Source organism: Nocardioides marmoribigeumensis (genome assembly GCF_031458325.1).
GTDB classification, from domain to species: Bacteria; Actinomycetota; Actinomycetes; order Propionibacteriales; family Nocardioidaceae; genus Marmoricola_A; species Marmoricola_A marmoribigeumensis.
In genome coordinates this window covers 825168-848686 of the sequence record NZ_JAVDYG010000001.1, presented here as the reverse complement: position 1 = coordinate 848686, position 23519 = coordinate 825168, and the positions used below count along the sequence as shown (strand labels likewise).

Sequence of the window (23519 nt, the reverse complement as noted above, 5' to 3'; positions counted from 1 at the left end):
ACCGCGTGAGCACCGCGGACGGACCGGTCGGGAACCTGCCCCGACCGGTCCGTCTCGGTTATGGCGCCGGGTCCGTGGCGACCGGCGCCTTCGGCACGGTCCCCGGCCTGATGCTCCTGCCGTTCCTCACCGACACCCTCGGGATCGGTGCCCTGGCGGCGGGTCTCGTGGTCCTGCTCCCCAAGGCGTGGGACGTGGTGCTCAACCCGCTCGCGGGCCGCATCTCCGACCGCACCGTCGACCCGCGGGGCCCCCGCCGCCCGTGGCTGCTGCGCGGCGGGCTGGGGCTCGCGGCCTGCTTCGCGCTCCTCTTCGCGGGGCCGGACCTCGGCTCGCGGGCCGCCGACACCGCCTGGGTGCTGGTCGCGTTCCTGGCCTGCGCGACGGCGTACGCCTTCTTCCAGGTGCCGTTCGTCGCGATGCCCGCCGAGCTCACCGACGACTACGACGAGCGCACCCGCCTGATGACCTGGCGCGTCGCCCTGCTGGCCCTGACGATCCTGCTCACCGGGGCCTCCGCGCCGCTGATCCGCGACGCTGCCGGCGGGCGCGACGGCTACCGCCTGATGGGCCTGGTCATGGCCGTGGTCATCGCGGTCGGCGTCGTCGCGTCGTACGCCGGCACGCGGCACGCGCCGGTCGGCACGGTGGAGGCGGGGGCGGGCACGCTGGCCGACCAGGTGCGCGTGGTGGCCGCCGCCCGCGACTTCCGGGCCCTGCTCACCACCTTCGTCGTCCAGGCGCTGGCCGTGGGCGCCATGCTCGCCGGGGTCGACTACGTCGCCCGTGAGGTGCTGGGCAGCGCGGGCGCCTCCACGGTGCTGTTCGTCTGCTTCGTGGGGCCTGCGCTGCTGCTGACCCCCGTCTGGGCGCGGGTGGGGGAGCGGGCCGGCAAGCGCCGCGGCTACGCCGCCGCCTCGCTGTGCCTGGCCGCCGGCGCGCTGCTGCTCGTGACGGCCCAGGTCGTGCCTCCCGCCGTGGTCTACCTCGCCACCGCGCTCGTGGGGGTGGGGTACGCCGGCGCGCAGGTCTTCCCGCTCGCGATGCTCCCCGACGCCGCGGCCGTGGACGCCCACCGCACGGGGGAGAACCGCGCGGGCGTCTACACCGGGGTCTGGACCGCGGGGGAGACCCTCGGCCTCGCCCTGGGTCCCGGCCTCTTCGCGCTGGTGCTCGCGGCCGGGGGCTACGTCTCCTCCGAGGGCGGTGGGGTCACCCAGCCCGCCTCCGCGGTCACCGCGATCACCCTCGGTTTCTCGCTCGTCCCCGCCGCGCTGGTGCTGCTGTCCCTGTGGTGGCTGCGCGGCTACCGCCTCACCGCGGCCGAGGTGGCCGCCGCGACCTCGGAGGAACCCCGTGCCCGATGACCTGCTCGCCCAGCTCGCGGAGCTGGGTGCCGGCGACGTGCCGACCAAGGGCGGCCGCACGCTGGCCTACGTCTACGACTCCGGCCTCGCCGACGTCGACGAGCTGGCCCGGCAGGCGCTCGGGGCCTACTGCGACAGCAACGGCCTGGACCCCACCGCCTTCCCCTCCCTGAGACGCATGGAGAACGACCTGGTCGGCATCGCCGCGGACCTCCTCGACGCGCCGCCCACGGTCGTGGGCACGGTCACCTCCGGCGGGACCGAGTCCTGCCTGCTCGCGGTGCAGGCCGCCCGCGACGCCCACCCGTCCGTCGAGCGCCCACGGGTCGTCGTCCCGGACACGGTGCACGCCGCGTTCCGCAAGGCGGCCCACTACTTCGGGGTCGAGCTCGTCGTGGCCCCGGTCCGCGAGGACTTCCGCGCCGACCCCGTCGCCACGGCCGCCGCGGTCGACGAGGCGCCGGACCGCACGGTCCTCGTGGTCTGCTCCGCACCGTCGTACGCCCACGGGGTGGTGGACCCGGTCACCGAGATCGCCGCGCTCGCCGCCGCGCGCGGGATCCGCTGCCACGTCGACGCCTGCATCGGGGGCTGGGTGCTGCCGTTCGCCGCGCGGCTCGGGCGACCGGTCGCCCCCTGGACCTTCGCCGTCGACGGGGTCACGAGCATCTCGGTCGACCTGCACAAGTACGCCTACACGCCCAAGGGCGCCTCGCTGCTCCTGCACCGCACGCCGGCGCTGCGGCGCCCGCAGTACTTCGCCTCCGCCGACTGGCCCGGCTACACCATGCTCAACTCCACGATGCAGTCCACGCGCTCCGGAGGCCCGCTCGCCGCGGCCTGGACCGTCGTGCGCGCCATCGGGCCGCAGGGGTACGACGACCTGGTGCGGCAAACGCTCGAGGGCGTCGACGCGCTCGTGGCCGGGGTCGGGGGGATCGACGGGCTGCGGGTCGTGGCGGCCCCCGACTCGACCCTGGTGGCGCTGGAGACCGACGGGTCGTGCGACGTGTTCACACTGGCCGACGAGCTCGCCGGCCACGGGTGGTACGTCCAGCCCCAGATGGGCTTCGCCGGGCGCCCGCCGACCCTGCACCTCACCCTGTGCGCGGCGACCGCGCCGGGGGTCCCGGACCTGCTCGCGGCGCTCGCGGCCGCCGTACGCCGGGCGCGGGAGGCGGGACCGGTCGCGGTCGACCCCGAGGTGGCGGCGTTCGTCGCGGCCCTCGAGCCCGCCACCCTCTCCGAGGAGGACTTCGACGGGCTCCTGGCGGCCGCCGGCCTCGCCGGCGGGGGAGGCGACCTCGCGCTCCCGGAGCGGATGGCCGAGGTCAACGCCCTGCTCGACGCCGCCCCTCCGCGGCTGCGGGAGGCGGTGCTCGTGGCCTTCCTCGACCGCCTCATGCGGCCGGCCCGCGGGACCGACCCGCGGTGGTCGTCCTGACGGAAGTGTCGGTGCCGTCGGGCAGCCTTCGTCGCGTAGGCTGAGCGCTCTTCCCCAAGACGTCCTCAGGCGAGCCCACTCGGCCTGGTCGTTGCGTGCTGTCCTCGTTGCGAGGGAGAGGAGATGGTCGGCTCCATGTCGTCAGGGTCGTCAGGACCAGGAGAGGGCTTCGCCCACCTCCACGTCCACACCGAGTACTCCATGCTCGACGGCGCGGCACGGCTCGACGACATGTTCGCGCGCACCGCCGAGCTCGGCATGGACGCGATCGCGATGACCGACCACGGCAACGTCTTCGGCGCCTTCGAGTTCTGGTCCAAGGCCAAGAAGCACGGCGTCAAGCCGATCATCGGGCTCGAGGCCTACGTCACCCCCGACACCAGCCGCTTCGAGCGCAAGCGGGTCCGCTGGGGCGACGGCAGCCGCGACAGCGCGGGCGACGACGTCTCCGGCTCCGGCGCCTACACCCACATGACCCTGCTGGCCGAGACCACGCAGGGCATGCACAACCTGTTCCGGCTGTCCTCGCGCTCGTCGCTCGAGGGCTACTTCTACAAGCCCCGCGCCGACCGCGAGCTGCTCAACGAGCACGCCAAGGGGCTCATCGCGACCACCGGCTGCCCCTCCGGCGAGGTCCAGACCCGCCTCCGCCTGGGGCAGTACGACCAGGCACGACGCGCGGCCGGGGAGTTCCAGGACATCTTCGGGCGCGACAACTACTTCCTCGAGCTGATGGACCACGGCCTGTCCATCGAGACCCGGGTCCGCGACGACCTGCTCACGCTCTCCAAGGAGCTCGGCATCCCGCCGATCGCGACCAACGACTCCCACTACGTCAACCCCGGCGACGCGCCCGCCCACGAGCACCTGCTCTGCGTGAGCTCGGGCAGCGTGATGAGCGAGCCGCCCTACGAGAAGGGCGGCAAGCGGTTCGCCTTCCAGGGCGACGGCTACTACGTCAAGTCGCCGCAGGAGATGCGGCAGATCTGGCGCGACCTGCCCGAGGCCTGCGACAACACCCTCCTCATCGCCCAGCGGTGCGAGGTCGAGTTCGACACCAAGGCCAACTACATGCCGCGGTTCGACGTCCCCGAGGGCTACACCGAGGACACCTGGTTCCGCGAGGAGGTGCAGACCGGGCTGCGCTTCCGCTACCCCGACGGCATCCCCGAGGAGGTCCAGAAGCAGGCCGACTTCGAGGTCGGCGTCATCCTGCAGATGGGCTTCCCGGGCTACTTCCTCGTCGTCGCCGACTTCATCAACTGGGCCAAGGACAACGGCATCCGCGTGGGCCCGGGCCGAGGCTCCGGCGCGGGCTCGATGTGCGCCTACGCGCTGCGCATCACCGATCTCGACCCGCTCCGGCACGGCCTGATCTTCGAGCGGTTCCTCAACCCCGACCGCGTCTCGATGCCCGACTTCGACATCGACTTCGACGACCGTCGCCGCGCCGAGGTGATCGACTACGTCTCACGCAAGTACGGCTCCGACCGCGTCTCGATGATCGTCACCTACGGCACGATCAAGGCCAAGCAGGCGGTCAAGGACTCCTCGCGCATCCTCGGCTTCCCGTTCTCGATGGGTGACCGCATCACCAAGGCGATGCCCCCGGCGGTGATGGGCAAGGACGTCCCGCTCAAGCAGCTGTTCGACCCCCAGCACCCCCGGTACGGCGAGGGCGGCGAGTTCCGCGCCCTCTACGAGGCCGAGCCCGACGTCAAGAACGTCGTCGACACCGCCATCGGCATCGAGGGCCTCAAGCGCCAGTGGGGCGTGCACGCCGCGGGCATCATCATGTCGAGCGCGCCTCTGCAGGACGTCATCCCGATCATGAAGCGGGAGCAGGACGGCGCGATCATCACGCAGTTCGACTACCCGACGTGCGAGTCGCTCGGCCTGATCAAGATGGACTTCCTGGGCCTGCGCAACCTCACCGTCCTCGACGACGCCGTGCGCAACGTCGAGCTCAACCGCGGCGAGAAGCTGGTGCTCGAGGACCTCACGCTCGACGACCCCGCCTCCTACGAGCTGCTCGGGCGCGGCGACACCCTGGGCGTGTTCCAGCTCGACGGCGGCCCGATGCGCTCGCTGCTGCGCCAGATGCGCCCCGACAACTTCGAGGACATCTCCGCGGTGCTGGCGCTCTACCGCCCTGGCCCGATGGGCGTGAACAGCCACATCAACTACGCCCTGCGCAAGAACGGCAAGCAGGACGTCACCCCGATCCACCCCGAGCTCGAGGAGCCGCTCGCCGACATCCTCGGCAACACCCACGGCCTGATCGTCTACCAGGAGCAGGTCATGGCCGTGGCCCAGAAGCTCGCCGGCTACACGCTGGGTCAGGCCGACCTGCTGCGCCGCGCCATGGGCAAGAAGAAGAAGGAGGTGCTCGACGCCGAGTACGTCCCCTTCTCCGAGGGCATGAAGGCCAACGGCTACTCCGACGCGGCGATCAAGACCCTGTGGGACGTCCTGGTCCCCTTCTCCGACTACGCCTTCAACAAGGCCCACACCGCGGCCTACGGCCTGGTGTCCTACTGGACGGCCTACCTCAAGGCGCACTACCCGGCCGAGTACATGGCCGCCCTGCTCACCTCGGTCAAGGACGACAAGGACAAGTCCGCGATCTACCTCAACGAGTGCCGCCGCATGGGCATCAAGGTGCTGCCGCCCGACGTCAACGAGTCCGAGGCCACCTTCACCCCGGTCGGCACCGACATCCGCTTCGGGCTCAACGCGATCCGCAACGTCGGCGGCAACGTCGTGGCCGGCATCGTGACCGCCCGCCAGGAGAAGGGCCGCTTCACCGACTTCAACGACTTCCTCGGCAAGGTCGAGGCCGTGGTGTGCAACAAGCGCGTGATGGAGTCGCTGATCAAGGCCGGGGCGTTCGACTCGCTGGGACACCGGCGCTCCGCCCTGGTCGCGGTCCACGAGACCGCGGTCGACCAGTACGTCGAGGTCAAGCGCAACGAGGCGATCGGCCAGGACTCGCTGTTCGGGGGGCTCGACGAGGCCGACTCCGGGGGCGGGCTGGCCGGCTGGGGCACCGAGGTGCACGTCCCGGACCTGCCCGAGTGGGACAAGACGACCCTGCTCAGCCACGAGCGCGACATGCTCGGCCTCTACGTCTCCGACCACCCGCTGCAGGGCCTCGAGCACATCCTGGCCAAGGAGGCCGAGACCACCATCGGACGGCTGCTGGCCGACGAGGAGCGTGGCGACCGCACGCCGGTGACGATCTGCGGTCTCATCACCGGGGTCCAGCGCAAGATCACCAAGGCCGGGGCGACCTGGGCGATGGTGACGGTCGAGGACCTCGAGGGGGCGATCGAGGTGCTGTTCTTCCCCGCCGCCTACCAGCTGGTCAGCACGCTGCTGGTCGAGGACACCGTCGTCACGGTCAAGGGCAACCTGTCCAGGCAGAAGGACACCCCCGAGCTGCACGGCCAGGAGCTGGCCCGCCCCGACCTCACCGAGGGGCCGAGCGGCCCGGTGGTGATCAACCTGCCCTCCACGCGCTGCACGCCCGAGACCGTCGACCGCCTGCGCGACATCCTGGCCACCCACCCGGGGGTCACCGAAGTACGCTTGCGCCTCATGACGAGGACCAGCACCCGCGTGATGCGGCTCGACGACCGCCTGCGCGTGTCCCCGAGCCCCTCGCTGTCCGGGGAGCTCAAGGAGCTGCTCGGACCGCACTGCCTGAGTGGCGTGTGAACCTCGCAGGCGGGCGGACCCTCGCCCGGGGGTTCCTGGTCGACCTGGCCCTGGTCGCCGTCCTCGTCGCGGGGCTCGGGCTGGCGGTCGGGCTGCTCTGGCCCCAGCTGGTCGATCCCGCCCTGTCCGAACGGACCGCCGAGGGGATCAGCACCTCCGAGGTCCAGCTCGCCCGCGTCTTCGCCGCCGACGGGTGGTTCGTGGTGCTCGGGTTCGTCGGCTCGGTGCTGCTCGGCGGCCTGCTCATGCTGCGGCGCGGTCACGAGGTCGTGGTCCTGCTGCTCCTGCTCCTGGGCACCTACCTCTCGGCGACCCGCATCGCCGCGCCGCTCGGCATCTCCCTCGGCCCGCCCGACCCGGTCTCGGTCCTCCGTGACGCCGAGGTGGGCACCACGGCCCCGGTCCGGCTGTGCACGGTCGACGACTCGGCTCCCGGCCGGCCCTGCGAGCTGAGCTCCGCCGCCGACCCGCTCAGCTGGCCGCTCGGCGCGGCGATCGGCGCGCTGGTCGTGCTCCTCGGCGCGACCCGCCTGGAGTCCCGCGAGCACGGTCCCGACGAGGCCGTCCCGGCCACGCGGAGCGACGCGGCGGTGGCCCCAGCGGACTAGGCTGCACGTCCCGGCGCGATCCGTGCCGGCCAGGGGAGAGGGGACGGGCATGACGGAGCAAGGACCCGCCGAGCCGGGGTTCGAGTACCTCGGCGAGCGGCCCGGACCGCGTGAGGCGTCGGCCCGTCGTACTCCCCGGCGCCGGCGCGCGCTGGTCGGTCTCACCGCTGGCGCGCTGGTGGTCGCCGGTGCCGCGGGCGCTCTCGCCGTCGCCCAGTTCCTGGACAGCGGGCCCCAGGCCGCGAGCGCAGCCCCGGCCGACACCATGGCGTGGTTGCAGGTCGATCTCGACCCCGCCGGCGGCCAGAAGCTCGCGGCCTACCGCACCTTGAAGAAGTTCCCCGCGCTGGAGAAGCACCTCGGCCTGACCTCGCAGGACGACCTGCGCCGCTGGGTGTTCGAGGGGCTGACCTCCGGCACCGACTGCGACACGGTCGACTTCGCCGAGGTCGAGCCGTGGCTGGGCAGCGCGCTGGGGGCCGGGGTGCGCCCGGGTCGCGGCGACGCCGAGCCCACCGTCTTCCTCGCCCTCGAGGTGACCGACCACGACAAGGCCGTCGCCGGGGCCGACGACCTGGCCCGCTGCCTGGGGGAGGACCAGGTCGGCACCGCCTTCACCGGCGACTTCATGGTCGTCGCCGAGACCGACGCCACGGCGCAGGCGGTCGCGGACGCGGCCGGGTCGTCCGCCCTGGCCGACGACCCGACGTACGCCGCGCGCACCGGCGAGGCCGGCGACGACGGCGTGGTGACCGCCTACGCCGCCCCCGCGCTGGGCGACTACCTGGCCGACCAGCTCGGCAACCTGGGTGGCGGCATGCTCGGTCGGGCGGTCGACGACAGTGGCGGCAGCAGCACGATGGCGGGCCGGGCGGGCGCGCTGACCGAGGACACCGCCGAACCGGGCGCCGACGAGCCCACCCCGGCCCCGCAGAACCAGCAGTCCCAGCAGGCCGAGCCGGGCACGATGCCGTCGGACCTCCCGACCGAGCTGCCCAGCGACTTCCCCTCGGACTTCCCGACCACGATGCCCTCGGACTTCCCGAGCGACCTGCGGCGGGGCGAGGACGACCTCGGCGGCGGCTACGAGATGCCGATGAGCCCGTTCATGCTCGGCGGGCCGGCGCTGCTGCTCGGGGGGCTCAGCGGGTTCGGCGGGTTCGACCAGCTCGGCGACAAGCTCGCCGACTTCGAGGGGGCGGCGATGCAGGCACGGTTCGCCGACGAGTCGCTCGAGGTCGAGATCGCCTCCCACGGGCTCGGCGGCGACGTCGCCGACACCGAGGCGGTCGACCTGTCCGACCTCCCGAGCGGCACCGGCCTGGCCCTCGGCCTGGCGACCGGTGAGAAGTGGGCCGAGGCGACCCGCGACCGGCTGCGCTCCGCCGACCCCCAGGGCTTCGACCGCGAGATGGCCAAGGCCTCCCGCGAGAGCGGCCTGAGCCTGCCCGACGACCTGACCACCCTCGCCGGGGACTCCCTGACGCTGGCGGTCGACTCTACCGTCGACCTGTCGCGGCTGGCCGAGTCGTTCTTCGCCGGGCCGGTGGAGAGCATCAAGGCCGGCGTGCGGATCGCGGGCGACCCCGACGAGATCGGGCCCGTCGCCGACGAGCTCGCCGCCTTCGCGACCCGTGAGGACGGTCCCGCGGTGACCGTCGCTCGTGGCGAGCACGCCGTCGCGATCGGCTTCGACAAGGACTACGTCGCCCGGCTGGCGGAGGACGGCGACCTCGGCAGCAGCGCCGCCTACCAGCGGGCGCTGCCCGACGACGGTGACGCGGTGGGGGCGGTCTTCGCCGACTTCGACGCCCACGACTGGCTGGTCCGGGCGATCGGCGGCAGCGAGGAGGAGACGGCCAACCTCGCGCCGCTGTCCGGCCTCGGGGTGACCTCCACCCGCGACGGCGACGTCCTCCACGCCACGCTGCGCCTGAGCACCGACTGAGTCCCGGGAGCGGGTCGCACCGTCAGTTCGGGCTCCAGCCCGAGCGGGCCACCTCGGTCGCCGGCAGGGACGGCAGTGCCCGCATCGCGCGCAGCTCGCCGCGCAGCTGCCGGCGCAGCAGGCCGAGCCGGTCCGACGTACCCGTCGCCTCCAGGAGGTGCTGGCGGTCCACCAGGGGCAGCGAGCACGTGGCGGCGAGGGCGTAGGACATCAGCTCGGGGTCGGCGGGGAGCGAGCCGTTCATCACCTCGTCCCCGCGCAGCTCGCTCACGGCGGCGCGGTACTCCGTGAAGACCGCCAGCGTCGCCTGCGTCTCGGCGTGCAGCGACTCCTCGGTCTCCTCCGGGGTGGTCAGCAGCGCCACGTGGGCGCGCAGGTAGGGCCGGTCGGAGTCGGTCTCGAGGACCCGCACCCGCCCGCGGCCCACGCACGAGATGTCGTAGCGGCCGTCGGGGTAGGCCTCGGCCACGCGCAGGTGCATCAGGCAGCCGGTGCGGTACATCGACCGGGCCTCGAAGCTGCCCACCTCGTAGCCCTCGCGGATCGCGACCACCCCGAACACCCGCTCCTCGGGGTCCTCGACCGCCAGCAGGTCCCGCACCAGCGTGCGGTAGCGCTCCTCGAACACGTGCAGCGGCAGCGTCATCCCGGGGAAGGCCACCAGGCCCAGCGGGAAGATCGGCAGCAACCGCTCCATGCCGCTCACCGTAGCCCGGGGGGACGGTTTCACTAGGTACCTAGTGACTTTGTCACCTCCCGAGCGAAACTTCGCTCGGGGAGTGTCGGTGTCACTAGGTACCTAGTGAAACTGGACCCCGCGCGACCGCCCCTAAACTGGGGGCATGATCCGCCGCATCGACCTCCGGGGCGCCGCTGTGCCGGGGAGCGCCCCGACCGACTACCGCCGGGTGGTGCCGCGCGGCGCCGCCGACGTGGACGGCACCATCGAGGTGGTCCGTCCGATCGTCGAGGCGGTGCGTCACCGGGGGGTCGAGGCGATCGCGGAGTACACCGCCCGGTTCGACGGCGTGGAGCAGACCGACATCACGGTCCCGGCCGAGGCGCTGCAGCAGGCGCTGGCCGACCTCGACCCGGCGGTCCGCGCGGCGCTCGAGGAGTCCGTACGTCGGCTGCGGGCGACCTGCGAGGCCGAGCTCGAGCAGGACGTCACCGTCGAGGTGGCTCCCGGCGGCCGGGTCACGCAGCGGCTGGTGCCCGTGCAGCGCGTGGGGCTCTACGTCCCCGGCGGCGTCGCCCCGCTGGTCAGCAGCGTCGTGATGAACGTCGTGCCCGCCCAGGTCGCCGGCGTGGAGTCGATCGCGCTCACGAGCAGCCCCCAGAAGGAGTTCGGCGGCCTGCCGCACCCCACGATCCTCGCCGCGTGCGCGCTGCTCGGCGTCGAGGAGGTGTACGCCGTCGGCGGCGCCCAGGCGGTCGCGATGTTCGCCCACGGGGCGGGGCCGTGCCGCCCGGTCGACCTGGTCACCGGGCCCGGCAACATCTACACCGTCACCGCCAAGCGGCTGGTCAAGGGCCTGGTCGGCATCGACAGCGAGGCCGGCCCGACCGAGATCGCGGTGCTGGCCGATGCAGCGGCCGACCCGGCCTTCGTCGCCGCCGACCTGGTCAGCCAGGCCGAGCACGACCCGATGGCCGCCTCGGTCCTGGTCACGCCGAGCGAGTCGCTGGCCGCCGACGTCGAGGCCGAGCTGGACAAGCAGGTCAGCGCCACCAAGCACGTCGAGCGCATCCGCACCGCCCTCGGCGGGGAGCAGAGCGCGATCATCCTGGTCGACGACCTCGAGCAGGGGCTCGCCGTCGTCGACGCCTACGCCGCCGAGCACCTGTCGATCCAGTGCGCCGACGCCGCGACCTGGGCTCGCCGGGTGCGCAACGGCGGCGCGATCTTCGTCGGCCCGTTCGCGCCGGTCTCGCTCGGCGACTACGCCGCGGGCTCCAACCACGTGCTGCCCACCGGCGGCTGCGCCTGCCACTCCTCGGGCCTGAGCGTGCGGTCGTTCCTCAAGGCCGTGCACGTCATCGAGTACGACGAGCAGGCGCTGCGCGACGTCGCCCACCACGTGATGGTGCTGGCCGACGCCGAGGACCTGCCCGGCCACGGCGCGGCCGTCCGTGTGCGCGTCGGGGACAGCTGATGGGTCTGCCCCTCCGCGAGGAGCTCCGGGGCATCGAGCCCTACGGCGCTCCTCAGCTGGACCTGCCCGTCCAGCTCAACGTCAACGAGAACCCCTACGCCCCGTCCGAGGCCGTCGTCGCCGACGTGGCGCAGGCGGTCGCGGAGGCCACCAGGCGGCTCAACCGCTACCCCGACCGGGAGTTCGTCGAGCTCCGCGCGGGCCTCGCGGCCTACCTCGGCCGGGACGTCGGCGGGGGCGTCGCGCCCGAGCAGGTGTGGGCCGCCAACGGCTCCAACGAGGTGATGCTCCACCTGCTGCAGGCCTTCGGCGGTCCGGGTCGCACGGCGCTGTCGTTCGCGCCGACGTACTCGATGTATCCCGAGTACGCCCGCGACACCAACACCCGCTGGGTCGTCGGCCACCGCGCCGAGGACTTCGCGATCGACGTCGACCAGGCGCGGGCCCTCATCGCGCAGGAACGCCCCAGCGTCGTCCTGCTCCCGAGCCCCAACAACCCGACCGGCACCGCCCTGCCCCCCGAGCACGTCGCGGCGCTCTGCGCGGCGACCGCCGAGGCCGGGGGAGTGCTCGTGGTCGACGAGGCCTACGCCGAGTTCCGCCGTGCGGGCACGCCGAGCGCGCTGGAGCAGCTGCCGGACAACCCCAACCTCGTGGTCACCCGCACGATGAGCAAGGCGTTCGCGCTGGCCGGTGCACGGCTCGGCTACCTCGCGGCGAGCACCGAGGTCTGCGACGCGCTGCGCGTCGTACGCCTGCCCTACCACCTGTCCGCGGTCACCCAGGCGGTGGCGCTGGCGGCGCTGCGCCACACCGACGAGCTGCTCGGCAACGTGGACACGCTCCGTCACGAGCGCGACCGCACCGTCGACTGGCTCCGCGAGCAGGGACTGACCGTGGCCGACAGCGACGCCAACTTCGCGCTGTTCGGCACGTTCGCCGACCGTCGCGCGATCTGGGACGGTCTCGTCGCACGCGGCGTGCTGATCCGGGAGACTGGGCCCGAGGGGTGGCTGCGCGTGTCCATCGGCACCCCCGACGAGATGGCGGCGTTCCGAGCCGCCCTGCTGGAGGTTCTGCCATGACTGATCGCACCGCCCGCATCGAGCGTGCGACCAAGGAGTCCAAGGTCCTCGTCGAGGTCGACCTCGACGGCACCGGCCGCCACGAGGTGAGCACGGGCGTCGGGTTCTACGACCACATGCTCTCCAGCTTCTCCCGCCACTCCCTGGTGGACCTGGTCGTGCAGACCGACGGCGACGTCCACATCGACGCCCACCACACCGTCGAGGACACCGCGATCGTGCTCGGCGACGCGCTGCGCGAAGCGCTCGGCGACAAGCGGGGCATCCGCCGCTTCGGCGACGCGATGGTCCCCCTCGACGAGGCGCTGGTGCAGGCCGTCGTCGACGTCTCCGGCCGCCCCTACTGCGTGCACTCCGGTGAGCCGGCCGGCCAGGAGTTCGTCACGATCGGCGGCTCCGGGGTCGGCTACCTCGGCTCGCTGACCCGCCACGTCTTCGAGACCCTCGCCTTCCACGCCCAGATCGCCCTGCACGTGCGGGTGATGGGCGGTCGCGACCCGCACCACGTCGTCGAGGCGCAGTACAAGGCCGTCGCCCGCGCCCTGCGCGACGCGATCGCCGTCGACCCGCGTGAGCAGGGTGTGCCCTCGACGAAGGGCACTCTGTGACCCCTGACGTCGTCGTCCTCGACTACGGGTTCGGCAACGTCCGCTCCGCCGTGCGCGCGCTCGAGCGCGCCGGTGCCCGGGTCGAGCTGACCGCCGACCGGGCACGTGCCCAGGAGTGCGACGGGCTCGTCGTCCCCGGTGTCGGTGCGTTCGCGGCGTGCGTCGAGGGCATCCGCGCGGTCAAGGGCCACGAGGTGATCGGACGTCGGCTCGCCGGCGGCCGTCCCGTGCTCGGCATCTGCGTGGGCCTGCAGGTGATGTTCGCCCACGGGGTCGAGCACGGCGTGGACACCGAGGGCCTCGACGAGTGGCCCGGCACCGTCGAGCGGCTGCAGGCCCCGGTCGTGCCCCACATGGGCTGGAACACCGTCGAGGTCCCCGAGGGCTCCCGCCTGTTCAGCGGCGTCGCGGGGGAGCGGTTCTACTTCGTGCACTCCTACGGCGTGCGCCGCTGGGAGCTGGTCACCAACGGCCGCACCACGCCGCCACTGGTCACGTGGGCGGAGTACGGCGGCGACCGCTTCGTCGCCGCGGTCGAGAACGGCCCGTTGTGCGCCACGCAGTTCCACCCCGAGAAGTCGGGCGACGCCGGGGCCGCGCTCCTGCGCAACTGGGTGGACAGCCTGTGAGCAAGGAGCGCGCCCGCCGCCGCGCGGAGCGCGAGCGCGAGGCCGCGATCAAGCAGGCCGCGCGCAGCGCCTCCCAGGAGCACGCGGAGCGCCGGGCTGCCCGGGCCAAGCGCGTGCGCGACGCCGGTCGCCGGCTCGGCCTCGGGCGTACGACGGGCCGGCCCACCGGCTCGCTGGCCCGCAAGCGGCAGCGGCAGCACGCGGTCGTCGTCGGCCTCCTGCTCGTGCTGCTCGTCGTCGGCTTCGTCGTCCGCCCCGACTGGCCGGCCCGCCTGGCGTTCGTGGTGATCGCCGTGCTGGCCTACCCCGTGCTGCGGGTGCTGCTGTTCAAGCGGGTGTGACCCCCCGAGCACGTATCACCACGCTCGGGGCGTGCTCCTCCCCGGCGTGACCCTCATCGCGCACCGCCTCCCTGCCCCTCGTACGACGGCCGCGCCGGCACGGGTGCCGGCGAGCACGACGCCGCTGCTGACCGTGGACCTCGCGACCGTCACCTCGTCGTACGGCGCGCTGCGGGCCGTGCTGCCCGGCGTGCAGCTGCACTACGCCGTGAAGGCCAACCCGTCCCTGATGGTGCTGCGCACCCTGGCCCGGGCCGGTGCCCGCTGGGACGTGGCGAGCCCCGGCGAGATCGACCTGGTGCTCGGGGTCGACCCGGACCCGAGCCACCTGTCCTACGGCAACACGATCAAGAAGTCGGCCGACATCGCCTACGCCTTCGCGCGAGGCGTGCGCACCTTCGTCCTCGACTGCGCGCGGGAGCTGGACAAGCTCACCGAGCACGCGCCCGGGTCGGAGGTGCTGGTCCGGATCACGACCAGCGGCCGCGGCGCGGACTGGGCGCTGGGCACGAAGTTCGGCTGCGGCGAGGCCGAGGCCAGGGAGCTCCTGCTGGAGGCGGTGCGTCGGGGCCACCGGGTGGGGGTGTGCTTCCACGTGGGCAGCCAGCAGCGCGACGTGCACGCCTGGGACGAGCCGCTGGCCACGACCGCGCGACTCCGTGCGGCCGTGCGGCGCCAAGGGTCCGACCTCTCCACCGTCGACCTCGGCGGCGGGTTCCCGGCCCACACGCAGGTCCCGACACCGCCGATCGCGGCGTACGGCCTCACGATCGTCGACGCGATCGCGACCCACCTCGGCCCGGACCTGCCGCGGATCATCGCCGAGCCCGGCCGCTTCCTGGTCGCCGACGCCGGCGAGCTCGAGGCCGAGGTCGTGCTGGTCACCGAGCGCGGCGGCACGCGATGGGTCTACCTCGACATCGGTCTCTTCGGCGGCCTGGCCGAGACGCTGGAGGAGGCGTTGCGCTACCGCATGACCGCCTACCGCGACGGGGCGCCGATCGAGGGCCCGGTCGGGGGTGTGGTGCTCGCCGGCCCGACCTGCGACTCCGCGGACCTGCTCTACATCAAGCACCGTCCGCTGCTCCCGCTCGACCTGCGCGACGGCGACCGCGTCATCCTGCACGCCACGGGCGCCTACACCACGGCGTACTCCTCGGTCGGCTTCAACGGCTTCGCGCCCCTGCGCGAGGTCGACAGGTGAGGGCTGCGCTGCGCCGGCCCGACTTCGCGCGCCTGGCCGCCTCCCACGGCCTCGCGACGGTCGCCCAGCTCATGGTCACGCTGGGCCTCGGCGTCGAGGTGCTCCACCGCACCGGGTCGGCGGCGTGGGTCTCGGTGACGGTCGCGCTCGGCTTCGCGCCGTACGCCGCGCTGTCGGGTCTCGCGGGCGTCGTCGCGGACCGCTTCCCGCGCGGCCGGGTGCTCGCGGTCTCCGCCGCGGCCCGGGCGGTGCTCGTCGCGGGGGTGGCGGTCGGGCTGGTCGCCGGCGCGCCGGTGTGGCTGCTGGTCGCCTTCAGTGCGCTGGTCGCGGTGGCCGCGACGCCGGCGTACCCCGCTCTCGCCGCCGCCACCCCGCAGTGCGTCACCGACGAGGAGCTGCCGGCGGCCAACGCCCTGGTCACGTGCGTGGAGAACGTCACCTGGATCGCCGGGCCGGGGGTCTACGGCGTCCTGGTCCTGCTCGGTCTCGACGCCACCACCCAGACCCTGGTCGCGTCGGCGCTGCTGGCCAGTGCCGCCGTGGTGGCGGCCGGGGCCCGGACCCCGGGACCCGCCGTCGGGGCGGGACGCGGGTGGGACGAGGCGCTGCTCGGGGTGCGCCTCGTCGCCCGCGTGCCCGGCGTGCGCCGACCCATGACGCTCGCGGTCGTGGACAACCTGCTCTACGGCTACCTCGTCGTCGCGGTCGTCCTGCTGGTGCAGGACGCACCGGACCCCGCTCGCTGGCTCGGCCGGCTCAACGCCGCCCTGACGCTGGGGGCCGTGGCGGCGATGGTCGTCGTCGGCCGGCTGGCGGGCGGGGACCGGGTGCGGCGCACGCTGCACGTCTCGCTCGCGGGATTCGCGGGGTGCGTCCTCCTGGTGGGGGCCGTGGGCCCCGGGCCGGTCGCGCTGGTGCTGCTCCTGGCGTGCGGAGCGACCACGCTCGTGGCCGAGGTGGCCGCCGTGACGCTGCTCCAGCGGTCGGTGGAGGACGACGTCCTCGCCCGCCTGTTCGGCGTCTACGACCAGCTCAACGTGGGCGCGATCGCGGTGGGGTCCGCCGTCGCCGCACCGGTCGCGGGGCTGCTCGGTCCCGGGCTGGCGATGGGGGTCCTGGCCGTCGCGTGCGTGGCCCTGCAGGCGGTCGTCGCGATCGGGCGCGGCGAGCCCGCCGTCGCCGTCCCGGGCCTGCGAGACGTGTCGGGGGCGGTGGCGCCGGCTCGATAGTCTGCGGGCATGTCCGCCTACCTCGAGCTGCTGCCTGCTGTCGACGTCCAGGGCGGTCGTGCCGTCCAGCTGGTGCAGGGCGTGGCCGGGTCGGAGAAGACCTTCGGTGACCCGGTCGAGGCGGCGCTGCGCTGGCAGGAGGCGGGCGCCGAGTGGATCCACCTGGTCGACCTCGACGCGGCGTTCGGTCGCGGGCACAACCGTGAGCTCCTCGCCGAGATCGTCGGCCGCGTCGACGTCCAGGTCGAGATGAGCGGCGGCATCCGCGACGACGAGTCGCTGGCGGCCGCGATGGCCACGGGCTGCCGCCGGGTCAACATCGGCACCGCGGCCCTCGAGCAGCCGGAGTGGTGCGCCCGCGCGATCGCCGACCACGGCGACCGGGTGGCGGTGGGTCTCGACGTCCGGGGCCGCACCCTCGCCGCCCGCGGGTGGACGCGCGACGGCGGAGACCTCTACGACGTGCTCGAGCGGCTCGACGCCGAGGGCTGCGCCCGCTACGTCGTCACCGACGTCAACAAGGACGGCATGCTCCAGGGCCCCAACCTCGACCTGCTGCGCGACGTCTGCGCCTCCACCGACAAGCCGGTCGTGGCCTCCGGCGGCATCACCGAGCTCGACGACCTCCGCGCGCTCCAGACCCTCCTCGACGTCGGCGTGGAGGGGGCGATCATCGGCACCGCGCTCTACGAGGGCCGGTTCACCCTCGCCGACGCCCTCGCCCTGACCCTCCCCGGATCGTGAGCCTCGCGGTCCGGGTCATCCCCTGCCTCGACGTCGACGGCGGGCGGGTGGTCAAGGGGGTCAACTTCCAGGGCCTGCGCGACGCCGGCGACCCGGTCGAGCGCGCGAGGGCGTACGACGCCGAGGGCGCCGACGAGCTGACCTTCCTCGACATCTCGGCCAGCCACGAGGGCCGGGCCACGACGCTCGAGATCGTGTCGCGGACCGCCGAGCAGGTGTTCATCCCGCTGACCGTCGGGGGCGGCGTGTCCTCGGTGGAGGACGTCGACACGCTGCTGCGGGCCGGCGCGGACAAGGTCGCGGTCAACACCGCGGCGATCCGGCGCCCGGGCATGGTCGCCGAGATCGCCAACCGGTTCGGCAACCAGGTGCTCGTGCTGTCCGTCGACGCCCGGCGCGTGCCCGAGGGCGCCGCGCCCACCGAGTCGGGCTTCGAGGTGACCACCCACGGCGGCCGCCGCAGCGCCGGGATCGACGCGGTCGCCTGGGCGCGTGAGGCGGCCGCGCTGGGGGCGGGGGAGATCCTGCTCAACGCGATGGACGCCGACGGCACCCAGGACGGCTTCGACCTGGAGCTGATCCGCCTGGTCCGCGCGGCGGTGGGCATCCCCGTCATCGCCAGCGGGGGAGCGGGGGCCGCCGAGCACTTCCCGCCGGCCGTCGAGGCGGGGGCCGACGCGGTCCTCGCGGCGTCGGTGTTCCACTTCGGCACCCTGCGCATCGCCGAGGTGAAGGAGTCCCTCGCCGCCGCGGGGATGCCGGTCCGCTGACCCCCTGACCCGCCGGTGACGCGCCGCCGTCCCGCGTGCACATCGGAGTGACGGTCGCTCATCTGGTGGCACACCGCGATCGATCTGTCGACAGACCCGCAGAAGTACGCCGGGCCGCGCCGTGCGGCCCGGGCCTGCTCGTCCCGGGCCGCACGGGCCGCACGGGCCGCACGGGCCCGACCTGGGCTCACTTGTGCGGGGTTGTGGTCGCGTGGCACGTGGCACGACGCCAGATGAGCGACCGTCACTCCGATTGACAGCGCGGGGGTGCGCGGGGGCCGGCTCAGATCCCGAGGTCCGCCCCGGTCAGGCGAGCCACGTCGGCCGGGTCGCCGTCGTACGCAGCGACGCTGTGGTCCTGGCGGCCGTAGAGCACGAGCAGCACCTCCAGCGGGGTCCCGCGGACCACCACGTCCCCGGCCGAGCCGGGCCTCCGGCGTACTCGGGTGCGCGCACCGGCGACGTCCGCGCGCTCCGCGACGACGCCCACCGGCGACCGGGCGCCGAGCCCGCGACCGACCGTCCGCACGAGGCGCCAGAGCACGTCCTGCTCGCCCTGCGACAGGTGGCGCGGCACCCAGGAGTCCTGCGCGCGGCGGACGTCCTCGTGGTGGACGGTGTACTCCGCGATGTTGGCCAGACCGCCGAGGACCGGCACGGCGAACGGCGACCACACGGGTGGCCCGGAGCGCACCCGCTCGACGAGCGACCGGAAGTCCTCGCGCGCGACCCGGGCCTGCGCGGACTCGAGCAGCCGCTCGGCCGGCTTGACCAGGATGCCGACCGAGGCCGGGTGGCTCTCACGCACGACGAGGTGCGCGAGCAGGTCGCGCACCGTCCAGTCGCCGCACAGCGTGGGGGCGTCGGGGCCGGCGACGAGGGCGAGGTCGCACAGGCGGTTGCGTTCGGCCGTTGCCAGGGAGGTCACGGGCCCGAGTGTAGGAAGGGAACATTCCGCCCCCCGACACGGTTGGTCCCACGACCACCCGGACCGTCCCAGAGGAGAGCTGTGCCCGACGTCCAGCGAGCGACCCAGCGCCGCCGTCCCCGGGGCACCCTCCGTCGAGGCTTCGGCGTCCTCGGGGTGGCGATCCGCCAGGAGAAGGCGATGTTCGCGGTCTCCACGCTGGGCGCGATGCTGTTCGGCGGCCTCACCGTCGCCGACGCCTGGGTGCTCGGCTGGTCCACCGACCACGTCGTGCTGCCGGCGTTCGAGAAGGGCGTGTCCCCCACCGGCGCGTTGATCACGAGCGTCGCCCTGTTCGTGGCCGTCGCGGTGGTGCGCGGGGTCAGCATCGTGGCGCGGCGGTGGGGCGCCGGCGTCATGCAGTACCGCATGCAGGCCAGCGACCGCCGCGCGGTCACCCGGCAGTATCTCGCCCTCCCGCTGCGCTGGCACCAGAAGCACCCGACCGGCGAGCTGCTGTCCAACGCCGCCTCGGACGTCGAGGCGGCCTGGGCCCCGATTGCCCCGCTGCCCATGGCCGTGGGCACCGTCGCGATGATCGTCATCGCCGTCGCGCAGATGCTCGCCACCGACCTGGTCCTGGCGGTCGTGGGGCTCTCGGTGTTCCCGCTGGTGGTGCTCAGCAACCTGGTCTTCCAGCACTACCAGTCGCCGCTGATGACCCGCGCCCAGGCGCTGCGCGCCGAGCTCAGCGAGATCGCGCACGAGTCGTTCGACGGCGCGCTCGTGGTCAAGTCGCTCGGTCGCGAGGGCGAGGAGACCGACCGCTTCGGCGCCAAGGCCGGCCAGCTGCGCGACACCTCGGTGCGGGCCGGGCAGATCCGCGCCGTCTTCGACCCGCTGCTGGAGACCCTGCCCAACCTCGGGGTCCTCGCCGTGCTGCTCGTCGGCGTGCACCGCGTCGCCGCCGGCGCCACCCCTCCCGGCGACGTGGTCAACATCGCCTACCTCCTCACGGTCGTGGCGTTCCCGATCCGGTCCTTCGGCTGGCTGCTCGGTGAGTTCCCGCGCAGCGTGGTCGGGTTCGACCGCGTGCGTGCGGTGCTCGCCGAGGCCGTCGGCACGTCGTACGGCGAGGCGCGGCTGCGCGGGCACGTGACGGGGTCGGCGGGGGCGACCCTCGAGGTCGACCGCGTCCGCTACGCGCACGTGCCGGGCACCGACGTGCTGCGCGACATCACCTTCACCGTGGCCCCGGGCCGCACGCTCGCCGTCGTCGGTGCGACCGCCTCGGGCAAGAGCACGCTGGCCACGTTGCTGTTCCGGCTCGTCGACCCCGACGACGGGGCGATCCGGGTCGACGGGGTCGACCTGCGTGACCTCGCTCCCGGGGCCCTCGCGGAGGTCGCCGCGCTCGTCCCGCAGACCGCGTTCCTCTTCGACGACACCGTGCGCGACAACGTCACGCTCGGCGGTCCGTGGAGCGACGAGGAGGTGTGGGCCGCGCTGCGCGTGGCCCAGGCCCACGAGTTCGTCCGTGCCCTGCCAGGCGGCCTCGACGCCCGCCTCGGGGAGCGCGGCACGACCCTGTCCGGAGGCCAGCGCCAGCGACTGTCGCTGGCACGGGCGCTCGTGCGGCAACCGCGACTGCTCGTCATGGACGACGCGACCTCGGCGGTCGACCCCGAGGTCGAGGCCCGCATCCTGACGGCGCTGAGGGAGAGTGCCGGCGGCGCCACCGTGGTGGTCGTCGCCTACCGCAAGGCCACGATCGGCCTGGCCGACGAGGTCGTCTTCCTGCGCGACGGGGTCGTCGCCGACCACGGCACCCACGCCGACCTGCTGCGCCGCAACCCGGCGTACGCCGACCTGGTCAACGCCTACGAGACCGACCAGCACGCGGTCGAGGACGAGGGCGGCGCGGCCGACCTCGCCGACGAGCCGGCAGGAGCCGTCCGATGAGCATGCGCAACGCGCCCCCCGAGGCCGTCGACCGCGACGGTGTGCTGCGCAGCGGCGACGTCGCCTCGGCCTGGCACGTGCTGCGCCGGGGCGCGGAGCTGTCGCCCGAGCTGACCCGCGGGATCTGGGTCACCCTGGCGCTCGCCCTCGGCGCCACGGTCGGCCGCGTGGCCGTCCCGATCGCCGTGCAGCAGATCGTCGACAACGGCATCACCGCCGACGGCGGGCCCGACGGCGGCTTCGTCGCCCGGGCGGTCGCCGCCACCGCGGTCGCCCTGCTCGTCACCGGCCTCTGCTCGACCCTGATGACCGCGCGGCTCTTCCGCTCCGCGGAGTCGGGCCTGGCCACCCTGCGCACCAAGGCGTTCCGCCACGTGCACGACCTGCCCGTGCTCACGCAGAACACCGAGCGCCGCGGAGCGCTGGTCTCGCGCGTCACCAACGACGTCGACCAGGTCTCCCAGTTCCTGATCTTCGGTGGCCTCATCGCGGTGGTCAGCGTCGGGCAGGTCGCGGTGGCGACGGTCGTCATGTACGTCTACAGCTGGCAGCTGGCCACCGTCGTCTGGGTCTGCTTCCTGCCGCTGTTCCTGAGCCTGCGCTACTTCCAGCGGCGGCTGTCCGCGGCCTACGCGACCGTCCGCCGCCAGGTCGGGGTGCTGCTCTCGGCGATCTCCGAGCCGGTCGTCGGCGCCAGCGTCGTCCGGGCGTACGCCGTCGAGGCGCGCACGCAGGAGCGCATCGACGAGGCGGTGGCCGTCCACCTCGAGGCGAGCACCCGGGCCCAGGGCCTGACCGCGTTCTCGTTCTCCCTCGGGGGTGTCTCGGCCGGGTTCGCCAACGCCGGCGTGATCGCGGTGGGCGTCCTGCTCGGCGTCGACGGGCAGCTGACCAGTGGCACGATCCTGGCCTTCGCCTTCCTCGTCACGCTGTTCGTCGGTCCGATCCAGATGGGCACCCAGGTGCTCACCGACGCCCAGAACGCCTTCTCCGGCTGGCGGCGCGTGATCGGCATCCTCGACACCCCGGCCGACGTGGCCGACCCGGGGGAGCAGGGCACGCCGCTGCCCGAGGGTCACCTGCCGGTGGTGTTCCGCGGCGTCACCTACGCCTACCCCAACGGGCCGACCGTCCTGCACGAGGTCGACCTCGAGATCGCCCCGACCACCCGGGTCGCGGTCGTCGGCGAGACCGGGTCGGGCAAGACCACGATCGCCAAGCTGCTCACGCGGCTGATGGACCCCGTCTCCGGCGCCGTGCTCCTCGGCGGCGTCGACCTGCGCGACGTGCCGTTCGAGGACCTGCGCCGCCACGTGCTGCTGGTGCCCCAGGAGGGGTTCCTGTTCGACGCGACGCTGCGCGACAACCTGCGCTACGGCCGCGTCGACGCCGACGACGAGCAGATGCTGCGCGCCGTCGCCGAGCTCGACCTCTCCGACTGGCTGGCGACCCTGCCCGACGGGCTCGACACCCGGGTGGGCCAGCGCGGCGAGTCGCTCTCGGCGGGCGAGCGCCAGCTGGTCGCCCTCGTGCGCGCGCAGCTCGCCGACCCCGAGGTGCTGGTCCTCGACGAGGCCACCAGTGCGGTCGACCCGGCGCTGGAGATGCGCATCTCCGCCGCGCTGGACCGGCTGACCCGCGGACGCACCTCGATCACCATCGCCCACCGGATGAGCACCGCCGAGCGGGCCGACCTCGTCGTGGTCGTCGACCAGGGCCGGGTCGTCCAGCAGGGTCGGCACGCCGGGCTGGTCGCCGAGGGCGGTGTCTACGGCCGGCTGCACGCCTCCTGGGTGGCCCAGCACGGACAGCCGGCCTGAGCCGGCCTGAGAGGATGGGCGCCATGTCGTCCCCCGCCGCACCCGGCTCGACCGACCTCGACCCCGCCGTCGCCGCCAGGCTCAAGCGCGACCCGGCCGGCCTCGTGCCCGCGGTGGTGCAGCAGCACGACACCGGCGAGGTCCTCATGCTCGGCTGGATGGACGACGAGGCGCTGCACCGCACGCTGACCACGGGACGCGGCACCTTCTGGAGCCGGTCGCGAGGGGAGTACTGGGTCAAGGGCGAGACCTCCGGCCACCGCCAGCACGTCCGCTCGGTGCGGCTCGACTGCGACGGTGACACCCTCCTCGTCGCCGTCGACCAGGAGGGCCCGGCCTGCCACACCGGCGCCCGCACCTGTTTCGACCGCGACCTCCTCCTCGAGCAGTGACCACGCCCACGGGTCCCCGGCTCGGCCCCACCGTCGTCCTCGGCCTGGCCGGGGCCGGCCTGGCCACGGTCTCCTCCGCCCAGGTGTGGGCGACCGCGCGCGCCACCGAGCCGGCGCTGCGTTCCGTCGAGGCCCGTGGCTCCGAGGTCGCCCCGGTCGCCCTGCCCCTGGCCCTGGTCGCGCTGGCCTCCTGGGGCGCGGTGCTCGTGCTCCGTCGGCGCGGTCGTCGCGTGGTGGCCACGATCGGGCTGCTCGCCGCCCTGGGGGTCGCGCTGGCGGTCGTGCTCCGGGCCCACGAGGCACCCGACGTCGCCGCGTCCCTGGTGCGCGGCGGCGCCGACAGCGTGTCCAGCAAGGAGACCGCGTGGCCGTGGCTGGCGGTGGCCGGTGCGCTGGTCAGTGCCGCGGTGTCGGTGGTCACGCTGCGGCAGGCCGGACGGTGGCCCGAGATGAGCAGCCGGTACGACGCGCCCGCGGGTGAGGCGGCGACCACCTCGCCACCGGCCCCCGAGGAGGCGACCAGCGCCGACCTGTGGAAGGCGATGGACGAGGGACGCGACCCGACCGAGTGAGGCCCCGCCCCGG

Annotated in this window: 20 protein-coding genes; 18 read left to right on the top strand and 2 right to left on the bottom strand. The window is 73.8% G+C overall.

Features of this window, described 5'->3' with window-relative positions:
- Window positions 1-5 precede the first annotated feature (5 nt).
- The 5 genes from J2S63_RS04110 to J2S63_RS04090 all read left to right on the top strand — a co-directional run bounded on the left by J2S63_RS04110 (window position 6) and on the right by J2S63_RS04090 (window position 9087).
- On the top strand, window positions 6-1367 hold the full coding sequence (locus J2S63_RS04110) for an MFS transporter (protein WP_310298970.1): 1362 nt from the start codon (window positions 6-8) through the stop codon (window positions 1365-1367).
- Window positions 1357-2811 carry a pyridoxal phosphate-dependent decarboxylase family protein gene (locus J2S63_RS04105; RefSeq protein WP_310298966.1) on the top strand — a complete coding sequence of 485 codons (1455 nt, stop codon included), beginning with the start codon at window positions 1357-1359 and terminating at the stop codon, window positions 2809-2811. Before J2S63_RS04110 ends, J2S63_RS04105 begins: the two co-directional genes overlap by 11 nt.
- Before the next feature lie 135 nt (window positions 2812-2946).
- A complete protein-coding gene (dnaE, locus tag J2S63_RS04100; protein ID WP_310298964.1) occupies window positions 2947-6531 on the top strand; it encodes a DNA polymerase III subunit alpha in 3585 nt (1194 codons plus the stop codon).
- Window positions 6528-7139, top strand: a complete 612-nt coding sequence (locus J2S63_RS04095; RefSeq protein ID WP_310298963.1) for a hypothetical protein — start codon at window positions 6528-6530, stop codon at window positions 7137-7139. The genes dnaE and J2S63_RS04095 overlap by 4 nt, the downstream gene beginning before the upstream one ends.
- A gap of 49 nt (window positions 7140-7188) precedes the next feature.
- The gene (locus J2S63_RS04090; protein WP_310298961.1) at window positions 7189-9087 is read left to right on the top strand and encodes a hypothetical protein; all 1899 of its coding nucleotides are present in this window, start codon (window positions 7189-7191) and stop codon (window positions 9085-9087) included.
- A 22-nt stretch (window positions 9088-9109) separates the two neighbouring features.
- On the opposite strand, the gene J2S63_RS04085 is transcribed toward J2S63_RS04090, so the two are convergent.
- A complete protein-coding gene (locus J2S63_RS04085; RefSeq protein ID WP_310298958.1) occupies window positions 9110-9784 on the bottom strand; it encodes an LON peptidase substrate-binding domain-containing protein in 675 nt (224 codons plus the stop codon).
- Between the two features lie 145 nt (window positions 9785-9929).
- Here J2S63_RS04085 and hisD point away from each other — a divergent pair, with 145 nt between their 5' ends.
- From hisD to hisF, 9 genes are read left to right on the top strand one after another with little or no spacing between them, the layout of a single operon-like run.
- Window positions 9930-11243: a histidinol dehydrogenase gene (gene hisD / locus J2S63_RS04080; protein WP_310298955.1), complete on the top strand. Its 1314-nt coding sequence runs from the start codon at window positions 9930-9932 to the stop codon at window positions 11241-11243.
- Entirely contained in the window at window positions 11243-12328 is a 1086-nt protein-coding gene (locus J2S63_RS04075) for a histidinol-phosphate transaminase (protein WP_310298952.1), read from the top strand. Before hisD ends, J2S63_RS04075 begins: the two co-directional genes overlap by 1 nt.
- Window positions 12325-12936, top strand: coding sequence for an imidazoleglycerol-phosphate dehydratase HisB (gene hisB / locus J2S63_RS04070; RefSeq protein ID WP_310298949.1), 612 nt, complete (start codon window positions 12325-12327; stop codon window positions 12934-12936). The genes J2S63_RS04075 and hisB overlap by 4 nt, the downstream gene beginning before the upstream one ends.
- Window positions 12933-13565 carry an imidazole glycerol phosphate synthase subunit HisH gene (gene hisH / locus J2S63_RS04065; RefSeq protein WP_310298947.1) on the top strand — a complete coding sequence of 211 codons (633 nt, stop codon included), beginning with the start codon at window positions 12933-12935 and terminating at the stop codon, window positions 13563-13565. The genes hisB and hisH overlap by 4 nt, the downstream gene beginning before the upstream one ends.
- Window positions 13562-13906: a hypothetical protein gene (locus J2S63_RS04060; protein WP_310298945.1), complete on the top strand. Its 345-nt coding sequence runs from the start codon at window positions 13562-13564 to the stop codon at window positions 13904-13906. The genes hisH and J2S63_RS04060 overlap by 4 nt, the downstream gene beginning before the upstream one ends.
- 31 nt (window positions 13907-13937) lie before the next feature.
- On the top strand, window positions 13938-15110 hold the full coding sequence (locus tag J2S63_RS04055; protein ID WP_310298943.1) for a type III PLP-dependent enzyme: 1173 nt from the start codon (window positions 13938-13940) through the stop codon (window positions 15108-15110).
- Window positions 15107-16339, top strand: coding sequence for an MFS transporter (locus J2S63_RS04050; RefSeq protein ID WP_310298940.1), 1233 nt, complete (start codon window positions 15107-15109; stop codon window positions 16337-16339). The genes J2S63_RS04055 and J2S63_RS04050 overlap by 4 nt, the downstream gene beginning before the upstream one ends.
- 9 nt (window positions 16340-16348) lie before the next feature.
- Window positions 16349-17083: a bifunctional 1-(5-phosphoribosyl)-5-((5-phosphoribosylamino)methylideneamino)imidazole-4-carboxamide isomerase/phosphoribosylanthranilate isomerase PriA gene (gene priA / locus J2S63_RS04045; RefSeq protein ID WP_310298938.1), complete on the top strand. Its 735-nt coding sequence runs from the start codon at window positions 16349-16351 to the stop codon at window positions 17081-17083.
- Entirely contained in the window at window positions 17080-17853 is a 774-nt protein-coding gene (hisF, locus tag J2S63_RS04040; RefSeq protein WP_310298936.1) for an imidazole glycerol phosphate synthase subunit HisF, read from the top strand. Before priA ends, hisF begins: the two co-directional genes overlap by 4 nt.
- A gap of 283 nt (window positions 17854-18136) precedes the next feature.
- Here hisF and J2S63_RS04035 read toward each other — a convergent pair whose 3' ends face one another.
- Entirely contained in the window at window positions 18137-18781 is a 645-nt protein-coding gene (locus tag J2S63_RS04035; protein WP_310298933.1) for a TIGR03085 family metal-binding protein, read from the bottom strand.
- Between the two features lie 81 nt (window positions 18782-18862).
- Here J2S63_RS04035 and J2S63_RS04030 point away from each other — a divergent pair, with 81 nt between their 5' ends.
- Genes J2S63_RS04030 through J2S63_RS04015 form a run of 4 tightly spaced genes read left to right on the top strand, consistent with a single transcriptional unit; the run spans window position 18863 to window position 23506 of the window.
- Window positions 18863-20722, top strand: coding sequence for an ABC transporter ATP-binding protein (locus J2S63_RS04030; protein ID WP_310298930.1), 1860 nt, complete (start codon window positions 18863-18865; stop codon window positions 20720-20722).
- A complete protein-coding gene (locus J2S63_RS04025; RefSeq protein ID WP_310298928.1) occupies window positions 20719-22542 on the top strand; it encodes an ABC transporter ATP-binding protein in 1824 nt (607 codons plus the stop codon). Before J2S63_RS04030 ends, J2S63_RS04025 begins: the two co-directional genes overlap by 4 nt.
- 23 nt (window positions 22543-22565) lie before the next feature.
- Window positions 22566-22934, top strand: coding sequence for a phosphoribosyl-AMP cyclohydrolase (gene hisI, locus J2S63_RS04020; RefSeq protein WP_310298926.1), 369 nt, complete (start codon window positions 22566-22568; stop codon window positions 22932-22934).
- Window positions 22931-23506: a Trp biosynthesis-associated membrane protein gene (locus tag J2S63_RS04015; protein WP_310298922.1), complete on the top strand. Its 576-nt coding sequence runs from the start codon at window positions 22931-22933 to the stop codon at window positions 23504-23506. The genes hisI and J2S63_RS04015 overlap by 4 nt, the downstream gene beginning before the upstream one ends.
- Window positions 23507-23519 lie beyond the last annotated feature (13 nt).

Excerpts from the sequence above, each read along its gene's own strand:
- dnaE (WP_310298964.1), top strand. The coding sequence starts at position 2,947 with ATGTCGTCAGGGTCGTCAGGACCAGGAGAGGGCTTCGCCCACCTCCAC.
- J2S63_RS04090 (WP_310298961.1), top strand. The coding sequence starts at position 7,189 with ATGACGGAGCAAGGACCCGCCGAGCCGGGGTTCGAGTACCTCGGCGAG.
- J2S63_RS04085 (WP_310298958.1), bottom strand. The coding sequence starts at position 9,784 with ATGGAGCGGTTGCTGCCGATCTTCCCGCTGGGCCTGGTGGCCTTCCCC.
- hisD (WP_310298955.1), top strand. The coding sequence starts at position 9,930 with ATGATCCGCCGCATCGACCTCCGGGGCGCCGCTGTGCCGGGGAGCGCC.
- J2S63_RS04075 (WP_310298952.1), top strand. The coding sequence starts at position 11,243 with ATGGGTCTGCCCCTCCGCGAGGAGCTCCGGGGCATCGAGCCCTACGGC.
- hisB (WP_310298949.1), top strand. The coding sequence starts at position 12,325 with ATGACTGATCGCACCGCCCGCATCGAGCGTGCGACCAAGGAGTCCAAG.
- priA (WP_310298938.1), top strand. The coding sequence starts at position 16,349 with ATGTCCGCCTACCTCGAGCTGCTGCCTGCTGTCGACGTCCAGGGCGGT.
- J2S63_RS04025 (WP_310298928.1), top strand. The coding sequence starts at position 20,719 with ATGAGCATGCGCAACGCGCCCCCCGAGGCCGTCGACCGCGACGGTGTG.
- hisI (WP_310298926.1), top strand. The coding sequence starts at position 22,566 with ATGTCGTCCCCCGCCGCACCCGGCTCGACCGACCTCGACCCCGCCGTC.